Annotated in this window: 5 protein-coding genes; 4 read left to right on the forward strand and 1 reads right to left on the reverse strand. The window is 61.2% G+C overall.

The genetic code is table 11. The features are described 5' to 3' along the window. Positions 1-47: 47 nt before the first annotated feature. Positions 48-1577: a sodium:solute symporter gene (locus tag ACNPM8_RS08465; RefSeq protein WP_448939648.1), complete on the reverse strand. Its 1530-nt coding sequence runs from the start codon at positions 1575-1577 to the stop codon at positions 48-50. A 368-nt stretch (positions 1578-1945) separates the two neighbouring features. On the opposite strand from ACNPM8_RS08465, the gene ACNPM8_RS08470 reads away from it, so the two are divergent. The 4 genes from ACNPM8_RS08470 (at position 1946) to ACNPM8_RS08485 (ending at position 7179) form a co-directional block, all read left to right on the forward strand. Beyond that, on the forward strand, positions 1946-3601 hold the full coding sequence (locus ACNPM8_RS08470) for a thiamine pyrophosphate-dependent enzyme (RefSeq protein ID WP_448939649.1): 1656 nt from the start codon (positions 1946-1948) through the stop codon (positions 3599-3601). Between the two features lie 135 nt (positions 3602-3736). Beyond that, entirely contained in the window at positions 3737-5020 is a 1284-nt protein-coding gene (locus tag ACNPM8_RS08475) for an AAA family ATPase (RefSeq protein WP_448939650.1), read from the forward strand. Positions 5021-5043: 23 nt separating this feature from the next. Further along, positions 5044-6672 carry a hypothetical protein gene (locus tag ACNPM8_RS08480; protein WP_448939651.1) on the forward strand — a complete coding sequence of 543 codons (1629 nt, stop codon included), beginning with the start codon at positions 5044-5046 and terminating at the stop codon, positions 6670-6672. 132 nt (positions 6673-6804) lie between these two features. After that, positions 6805-7179 (forward strand): hypothetical protein, encoded by a 375-nt coding sequence (locus ACNPM8_RS08485; protein ID WP_448939652.1) that lies wholly within the window; start codon positions 6805-6807, stop codon positions 7177-7179. Positions 7180-7209: the final 30 nt, after the last annotated feature.

A 7209-nucleotide genomic window follows, 5' to 3' on the forward strand; every position in this document is an offset into this window, starting at 1 on the left:
CCCCCCAGGGCTCGAATCTATCTGCTCGACTCGGTATTCCTGGCGGACTAGAGCGTAGGCTCTTGTGCCGTGGCATTGATCGGAGCGTCCTGGATCTTGCCCGCAACCCGCAGGTTCCAGTGCTCAATCACCTGTCGGTCCGTCGACTTGGTCAATAGCGAAACAGCAATGAACGCTGCTGCCGAAGCGATCAGGCCATAGTAGATCGGCTCATTGGCATAGACGCCGTCGAACTTGTTCTCGGCCTGGATCTCCAAGATGATCATGGTGCCCAAAGTAGCTATCGATCCGGCAGCCATGGAGGCCGTAGCGCCAAGGCCGTTGCCGCGCTTCCACAGCAGGCCGCCGATGATTGCCACCAGCAATCCGCCCACCAGGATGTCGTAGGCAATGGTCAGTGCTGCGACCACGTCGTCCACCAGGATTGCCAAGGTGACCGTGACGACGCCCAGCGCCATCACCCAGATGCGGTTGGCGCGAACATCATGCTCGGGGTTCTCATCGGTATTCACTTCCACGCGCTTGCCGAACCAGCTGGCCGCAAATGGGGTGACATCGGTGCGGGCCACGGTTGCGGCGGCGATCAGCGCCCCGGAGGCGGTGGACATCATCGCGGCCACGGCTGCGGCCATGACCAAACCTCCCACCGCAACTGGCAGCAGCTGAGTGGCGACCTCGGCATAAACCACGTCCTTGTTCTCCGCCGCGCCCGCGATGTTCGGCAGCGCCACCTTTGCGGCCATGCCAATCAGTGCGCCGGCAGCTCCGTAGAAGATGCAGTAGATGCCGGCGGTCATCCCGCCCCAGCGGGCGACCTTCGGGGTTTTGGCGGTGAAGACGCGCTGCCAGATGTCCTGGCCGATCAGCAGGCCCAGGGTGTAGACCACGAAGTAGGTGATGATCGACTGCAGCCCCATGCCGGTGAAGCTGAAGAATTCGGCGCCCATGCGCTCGCGGATGCCATCCAGGCCGCCGGCGGCATGCATGGAGAAGGGCAGCATCAGGGCGAAGATGCCGATGGTCTTGATGATGAACTGCACCTGGTCGGCCAGGGTGATGGACCACATGCCGCCGATAGTGGAGTAGATGACTACGATGGCGCCGCCGATGGCGATGGCCAGCCATTTCTCCCAGCCGAAGAGCACCACGAAAATGGTGGCGTAGGCGCTGGTTGAGGTGGCGCAGAGCATCAGCGTGTAGGCCAGCATGACGATGCCGGAGGTATTGGTTGCCGCCGCGCTGCCGTAGCGCAGGGTCAGCATCTGCGAAACGGTGAAGACCTTGAGCTTCTGCAGCGTCGGGGCGAAAGCCAGCGACAGCAGGATCACGCCTGCGCCAATAGCCACCACGAGCCACATGCCGGAGATCCCGTGCTTGTAGCCCAGGCCAACGCCGCCCACGGTCGAGGCTCCGCCGAGCACCACCGCCGCCATGGTTCCGGTGTAGAGGAAGGGGCCCAGGCGCCGGCCGGCCACCAGATAGTCGCTGCTGTTCTTGGTGCGGGATTTGCCCCACCAGCCAAAGGCCAGCATTGCGGCCAGGTAGGCGGCGACAATCGCGCCGTTGATGAATTCCATGGAGAACCTCGATGTCCGGATAAAAGCAGCGCTTACCTTAAGTAAACTTTTGTTGCATCACAGGCTACTAGCGCTGGCGCTGCCGATCAATGGAAATCGCGAACATTGCCCACCGCACTGCTCTGGCCAGCCGCAATGTGACGAAGCAAACCGTTCCATTCAGTGAAACTTTCTAGACATTTTGCACTCAAATATGATTCACATACGGCATCGTGTCACATATGCGTAGCATTCGATCGGCAATGTGTGCAATCGCAGCTTGTTTAGTACTGTTTCACGTTGACGCAGCGTTGCATCATTGGCCAGCAGGGCCGTTTTCTCCGCCGTTGCGTCAGACGATTTCTCGAAACCAGAAAGACGCCTAGAAGATGAGTGAAAATGGTCAGGGCCTGACAAAGAAGTCGGCCGGACACGTCATTGTCGACACGCTTGCCGCGCACGGCGTGGAACGCGCCTACGTGGTGCCGGGTGAAAGCTACCTGGATGTCCTTGATGGGCTGCACAACTCGCCAATCGAAACCGTGGGCTGCCGCCACGAAGGCGGAGCCACCTACATGGCCGAAGCCGAAGGCAAGATGCACCAGCGCCCCGGCATTGCCATGGTGACCCGTGGCCCGGGGGCTGCCAACGCCCACGTCGGCCTGCATACCGCATGGCAGGATTCGACCCCGCTGGTGCTGTTCGTGGGCCTGATCCCGTTCGAGCACCGTGAAAAGGAAGCCTTCCAGGAATTCGATCCCAAGGCATGGTTCGGCACCGGCGCCAAGCGCGTGATGATCCTGGACCACGCCGATCGCGCCAGCGAAGTCGTCGCCGAGGCCATGTTCGCTGCCATGTCCGGACGCCCGGGCCCGGTGGTCGTCGGCCTGCCAGAAGACATCATCCGCAACGAAGTTTCCGCCGAAGTCCATCCGGAAATCCCGGTGGCTACCGGCGGCATGACCGTGACCGACTGGAAGGCGCTGAATACTGCCTTGCAGGAAGCGGATAAGCCGCTGTTCATTTTCGGCGGCAACGACTGGTCCCACGAAGGCGCAGCGGACTTCACCCGTTGGCTCGAGGAACACGACCTGCCAGCCGCTGCCGAATGGCGTTGCGAGGGTACCGTGCCTTTCAACTCGCCATCCTATGTTGGCCCGATCGGCTACGGCCGCCCCAAGCCGACCTATGACCTGCTGGAAGAGACTGATCTGCTGATCTTCGTCGGCACGGTTCCAGGCGACGTCATCACCGACGGCTTCAATGTCCGCCAGAACTGGGACAAGAAGAACTTCCTGGTCACCATCGACCCGTCGCTGCGCGGACGTTCCGGCCCGGTATCGCACCAGATTGTCGCCAAGCCCGATGTCTTCGTTCGCGACCTGCTGCTGATGGATTTGCCGGTCAAGGAATCCTGGAAGGAGTGGACTTCCCGGATGCGCGGCGAGCAGGAGAAGTTCGCCGAACTTCCACCAGCGCAGCCTTCCGCGGGCCAGGCGAGGATGGCGACCATGATGGCTAATCTGGTTGGATCCCTGCCCGAAGACGCCCTGGTGACCTTCGGCGCCGGCGAGCACACCAACTGGGCCCACCGCTACTTCCCAACCAACGGCTACGCTTCGATGCTCTCGGCACGCAACGGTTCCATGGGCTACTCGATTCCTTCCGCCGTCGCCGCTTCGCTGAACTACCCGGGGCGCCGCGTGGTGACCATCGCAGGTGACGGCGAGTTCTTGATGAATGGCCAGGAGCTGGCTACCGCTGCCCAGTACGGCGCCACCCCGCTGGTGATCGTCATGGACAACCAGCAGTACGGCACCATCCGCACCCACCAGGAACGCCAGTACCCGGAACGGGTTTCCGGAACCCAGTTGGCCAACCCCGACTTCGCGCTGATGGCGCAGTCCTTCGGCGGGTTCGGCGTCCGCGTCGAGAATGATTCAGATGTCCCGGCTGCCCTGGAAAATGCGCTGAAGGCCATTGACGAAAACAAGAAATTCGCGTTGATCCATTTGGTGGTAGAGCAGGGAGTCAAGGCCTACTAGGCACTGGGTGCGCTCAGCGAACAGTCGGGTCTGCGACGTATAATTCCAGCGGGTGTCGTTTCTAGCGATACCCGCTGGATGCTTTAACCAGCAGAGGCAACAGACCGAGACCTTCAACCGTGGAGCGGCCCTAGAATGAACGATGCCCTTATTGCTAGCCTTCTCCGGGCCGTAGAAGCAGCGCCGGACGACCATGCCCTGCGATTGCACTTGGCTGAACAGCTCGATGGTGCCGGTCGATCCGCCGAAGCGCTGTCCCATGTCAGCATCGTGCTGCAGCAGGATCCGGGGAACGCGTCCGCGCTGGGAAGGCTTGGAACGATCAGCGCGTCGATGGCCGCAGCGATGGCCCCGCAGGCGCCCGTCGAACCCGCAGCGGATGCCGCGCCGGCTGGAAACCAGCAGAACGATACGCCACCAGGCTACGACTGGGAAGCGGGTTCCAAGGAACTCGGCAGTTCGCTGCCGGCGCCCTTTATTGAAGGACGGGTCCCACTGCGCTCAGATGCGGGGTCAGATGCCCCGGAAGCTCCCATCGAGAACCCGGCCGGAACGGGTGTCACCCTGGATGATGTGGGTGGCTTGCAGGCGGTCAAGGACCGCCTGGACGAATCCTTCCTGGCACCGATGCGCAACGCCGCAATTGCCAAGGCTTTTGGCAAATCATTGCGCGGCGGGCTGCTGCTGTATGGGCCACCGGGATGCGGCAAGACTTTCCTGGCTCGCGCGGTGGCCGGTGAGCTGAAAGCCAATTTCATGTCTGTCACCATTACCGATGTGGTTGACTCCTACATCGGTGAAACGGAAAAGCGGCTCAAGGCGATTTTCGACCGGGCCCGCAAGAATGCTCCAACGGTTCTCTTCATCGATGAGATTGATGCCATCGGCATCCGCCGCGGTTCGCTGACTGGATCGGGCGCGTGGATGCGCCAGATGGTCAATCAGCTGCTGATCGAGATGGATTCGCTTGCGGGAAACAACGATGGCCTTTACGTTCTGGGGGCTACCAACCACCCATGGGATCTGGACGAAGCACTGCTGCGTCCAGGCCGGTTGGACCGGACCCTGCTGGTGACTCCGCCGGACGCGCCGGCACGTGAGTCCATTTTGCGGTACCACTTGAAGAACCGCCCGATTGCCGGAATCGACCTGGAATGGATTGCGGCACAGACCGACGGGTTCTCGGGTGCGGACCTGGAGCACGTATGCACCACTGCCGCCGAGAAGGCAATGATGCAATCCATCGAGCGCAACGAGGTTCTCCCCTTGGACATGAGCCATATCAGAACTGCCCTGGCGGAAATCAAGGCGTCGACTTTGCCGTGGCTGGAATCCGCGCGAAATGTGGTGCGCTTCAGCAACCAGCATGGCCGCTACGATGATTTATCCGAGTATCTGGTTTCGCAGAACATGCTCTAGAAAGCACCGGGGGAGTACACCGCATGGAATTCGAGCGACTGCATCACCGGATCACCCACCACCTGGCGATCGGACGGGAAACCGAAGCGATTGCCTTGCTGAAGGATAACCTCAACGAGCACCATCAGGTCCCTGCCTTCTGGATCCTCTATTCGTCATGCCATTTGAGCCTCAAGCAGTGGGCCGAAGCGGAGTCCGCTGCCAAAGCCGGGCTGAATTTGGATCCTGCCAACCCGGTGGCCGGGGAGTGCCTGGCCGGCGCCCTGATGCGCCAGCATCGACGGGAGGAGGCGCTGCTGGCGATCCGGCAGGTAATCGAAACGGAACCGGAATACGGCAACGGGCACTACTGGCTGAGCATGATCACGCTCAGCGATATTCGGAGCAACGATGACAGGGTGCTGGCCCGCCAAGCCATCGAGCACGCGATTCGGCTGGAGCCGGGGAACCCCGATTACTACCAGGGCGCGGTAATTGCTGCCGAAGCCCAAGATGACAACCTGGCGGCTCTCGGATTCCTCCAATCCGGGCTGCAGATCGACCCCAATCACCAGGGGCTGTTGCGGGCGGCCGGAAGTATCGGCAATGGCGAAAAAATCGTCGGGGAACAAGGCGATGTGCTGCGTGGATTGATATCCATGGATCCGATGAACGAAGGCCTGCATCAGGACTACGCGGAAACCTTCGTTGCGAAGCAAACTGCCTACGCTAATCGGTTCTGGCTTTTCACTCCGGTGCTGGCAGTTGCCGCCGCCCTGGGGCAGCGGGCTGGTGGAACCGGGGCGCTGCTGGCGATTGCCGCCATTGCCATCGTGGCCGGGCTCTTTGGATGGTGGAACAAGAAGGCGTACATCAAGGCGGCCAGGTCGTTGCCCGCCGGCTACGCCAAGGACATTGATGCGCGCTTCCCCAAACTGCCCCGAGCCATTCGCTCCTACCGGATTGGTTGGCTCCTGAGCACGAGCGGAGCGGTCCTGGGCTGTTTCCTGCCGGTGGCTGGCATCATCGTGATGCTGCTCGGTGTGCTGGCAAGCCAGCTAGGAGCACTGTGGATCCTGCAAGAAAATGCTGGCCCGCCAAGAAAGGGCTCCGACCGCCACGAGCAACGCCGGTACCTGGTCCGGTGCAGCGGCTTGCACGCGGCTGGCTTCTGGAAGCGGGCGTGCCTGGCGCTCATCCAGCTAGTGCTCTTAGGGATTTGCTTGGCCAATGAAAGCAGGATCGCTGCCGTGCCAGCCGGATCGGTGGCCGCCGGACTGCTGGTGCCTGGCATTTCCTTGCTGGCAGCCCAAGTCCGTCTTGGATTCAAGGAAAATGCCTTTGCCTACGGGCTGGCTGTCAGCTCCTCGGCCAAAAACCGGAACTTGGCCATGCTTCGCGGCAATATCGGCGGCCTGTATTTCATCGGGGTGCATCTGTTCGCCGGGCTGTTTGCCGCGGCTGCTTCGCTGGGGCTGCTCATATCGGGAGTGGAGGGTTCGCTGGATTCGCCCCCGGAGCCCCGTCATCCAAGCCAGGATAGCGTCCTCGACGAAGACTTGCTGAATCAGCTCAAGGATGTGGAAACTCCGGATTCCCAGCCCCGTGAATACTCGATCCCTTCGCTGCCGGACATGCCCGATATTCCGTCCCTCGGCGTCCCGAACCAGTGAGCAGGAACCTACGCGGAAAAGATCACAACGCCGTGGGCCTTTCTGTCTTGGCACGCGCCCGCTGAAGAAATAAGATGAATTGCTACCGATTCCCGTGAGCACTAGAACCCCAACCACGAGGTGGATAATCTGATGGCACAGATGAGCGAAGAGCTCATTGAGCAGTGGGCTGACGCAACTGCTGAAATCTACAATGAGTCCCTGACTGGCATTAATCTGAGCCGTCTGCCCGAGGCAGTGGCTCAGTACGTCGACCTCTTCGCGCAGAGCGAGAACTTGACGTTCAATGGGGAGGCCACCCCCACCGATTACTTCGATAATCACCCATTCCTCGCGGTGACCGCAGTGCTCAACAGCCCAGAGGCGCTGGAAGCCCTGGATTCCGACGCGCAGGACGCGTTGGATGCGATGTTTGACTTCACCGAGGCCTGGTACAACTTCGACCTCGAGAATGAGCCGGAACTCGGTATCTCCGAGGCGGATGGCGACGACGAAGAAGACTGGTAAGCCTTCTGCCGCCCAGGGGCCGGCACCCCC

Source organism: Glutamicibacter sp. AGC46 (genome assembly GCF_053543715.1).